The 2,460-nt window shown below is 33.0% G+C and carries 3 protein-coding genes; 2 read left to right on the top strand and 1 reads right to left on the bottom strand.

Translation table 11 applies throughout. The features are described 5' to 3' along the window. Positions 1-266 precede the first annotated feature (266 nt). Both HU235_RS16865 and HU235_RS16860 read left to right on the top strand, forming a co-directional pair. On the top strand, positions 267-590 hold the full coding sequence (locus HU235_RS16865; RefSeq protein WP_174880960.1) for a hypothetical protein: 324 nt from the start codon (positions 267-269) through the stop codon (positions 588-590). A 104-nt stretch (positions 591-694) separates the two neighbouring features. Next, positions 695-1,129 carry an HXXEE domain-containing protein gene (locus HU235_RS16860; RefSeq protein WP_174880959.1) on the top strand — a complete coding sequence of 145 codons (435 nt, stop codon included), beginning with the start codon at positions 695-697 and terminating at the stop codon, positions 1,127-1,129. Positions 1,130-1,788: 659 nt separating this feature from the next. Here HU235_RS16860 and HU235_RS16855 read toward each other — a convergent pair. After that, a partial coding sequence (locus HU235_RS16855; protein WP_174880958.1) for a cupin domain-containing protein occupies positions 1,789-2,460 on the bottom strand: 672 nt, incomplete at its 5' end.

The raw sequence follows: 2,460 nt of genomic DNA, 5'->3' as shown, positions 1-2,460 counted from the left end.
GCCTTTTAGGTCTGGCCAGTAGAAGTAGTACACGTGGGGAACCGTTCAGAAGCCCTTTAGGGTTTGGTCAGTAACAAAGGCTTTCAGCCGCAGAGAAAACCACCCGTTATCACGGGTGGTTTTTATTTGATTTATAGATGAAACAACGAAGCTATTAGATATTGTTATGGAGTACTATTTTTTGTTCTATTCTGGTTTTATATGGAATAAATGGAACTTATTTATAAGTAATTCGTATATCAAATATAGTATAAGGGGGGATAAATTTGAAAAAGACATTAATAGTCGTTTTAACAATGTTAATAGAAACAGGATTGTTATGGATTCTTTCTATCATTTTTAAATGGAACCTAATGGAGATTTTATTCTTAGGTGGAGTAGTAATTTTTGCGATACTATGGCTGTTTTTATATTCTTCTACACAAAGCAATAACCAATATAATGCAGGGGTAAAAGGAGGAACGGGGCAGGACAGTGAGAGAATAAAATTGTTTCAATTTCGTTTATCTCCAATTACTTTAGGATTGCTCTTATTTATTGTATTGAGCCTATGTTTGACTGTTTTTTACTATTATGATTATTTTATTTAACTATAGATATTTTTTTGTTCTTACATAAGATAGTAGTTTTAATTTTATATTACTCCGTGACAATTTCGATGAAAATCCCATAAATGAGGAAAGGAGGTAATCAATTGTTACAACTTGAACTTTATAATGCAATTTGGTTATTTGTTATTATTTTTATGTTACATGATTTTGAGGAAATAATAGCTGTAGAAAAATGGGCAAAAAGAACAGAGAGTATGATTCGAAACGACGATAAGTGGATAAATAATAGAATTTGGAATTTTTGGAATGTTAATTCTCATTCCTTTGCAAAGAGAGATGTGTTTATCTTTTTAACAATGTCTATTATTACTTTTGTCAAAGTTCAATATTTAGAAAGTACTTGGAGTTCTATGTTGTTTTTATCTTTCCTAGTATTTGTGTTACTACATAATCTAGCACATGTGTTACAGACGTTATTATTGAAAACATATACACCAGGTCTATATACAGCAATTTTTTTAGTTACTCCATATACAATCTACTTAATATACCGTTTAAAGTCGGCAAGTCTTATATGAAATTAGTCGAATTTGGTGGATTTAAAGTTAAAAAATTAAATAAATTTTTTAGCGAATTACCAATGAACAATAAAGCGATTGAAAATTCTAGCAAAAGAGTGCCATTTTTAATTAATAGATACGTGATTGGGACGAATGGAATGAGGATTTATAGATCTAAGTATTTTGAAGGAGTTAATATTTAAGGAGGAGTTAGATTGAAACGTCTTCTCATAGGTATATTGGTGATCATAATCATCCTTGTGGGAATGTATCTTTTGCGTTCTAATGGCTAATTTACTATCCATAAAATAAATAAGTCCTAATACTTAATTGTTATTTAACAGCATTCTCCATGCACTAATTTTTCTAAAGGCTCTTTTCGAAAATATTGTTGTTTTTAAGAAAGCTTTGCAAAGGTTTGCTTGGGGCATAGTACGAGAACTCTTGCGTGATGTGTGGGACAGGTGATGCCTCGCAGATGTTATACCTAGAATCTCACCACCTACCCCGCGGAAATGAGCATAGCACGAGGAAATCCAACTATAACGGGCTACTAATAAAAAGCAACAAAGTTTACGAAAACAGCCTTTCTAAAAACTGAACAGTTAACTAATACGGGGATCCTAAATCAACTAACATGTTAGCTAAATAACTTTCGGATACCAAATTGATACGATTTACAAATTGAATTTTTTTTCATTAAAATTGATGGAAATTTGCTCGATTGATTTCTCTTCTGTTAAATGATCTTCTGATTTCATACTGTTTGTACTCGATGTCGGAGTTTGGTTGCGTTTTTCGTATATAGGTGGACCGATTTCCACGGATTCTTTAATTGGACTTAAGACATCTGCTATTTTGTTCGCATCAACTCCATATGATAGTTGAAATACTTCTGGCGGTGTGAGCCGTAACATATTTGAACCTAACGCTGTTTCAAATTGGTCATTGTTAAAAAAGAGGTGCATATGCACTTTTCTTGATTTTGGTATAATCCAATGCCACCAACCCATTGGAATAAAAACAACTTGACCAGGTTTGGCAAAATAGGTATGCAATTTATTCGTATCCGGATCAACAATGGAAATTTGCGCCTCGCCAGAAATTACAACGTCTAGCTCCCATGAGTTTGGGTGCCAATGTGGCTCCCGAATATGTCCTTTTGTCAAATAAACGTTTGCAAAAGCACCTCCCACCATAGCGGGAAGCTGGGTTGAAGTAACTTTATAAATAACATTTTCAGAATCCTTTTTGAACTCAATATTATTCTTTGAATCGAAAAAGAGATTAGGGGTACCACTTGTTTTTTTTATGTTCGTATTGTCAGGGACAAACCCAGAGTTTCCCAT

Source organism: Metabacillus niabensis (genome assembly GCF_902829255.1).
GTDB classification, from domain to species: Bacteria; Bacillota; Bacilli; order Bacillales; family Bacillaceae; genus Metabacillus; species Metabacillus niabensis.
Note: the sequence above shows the minus strand (reverse complement) of the source record. Positions and strands in the feature narration are given on the sequence as shown.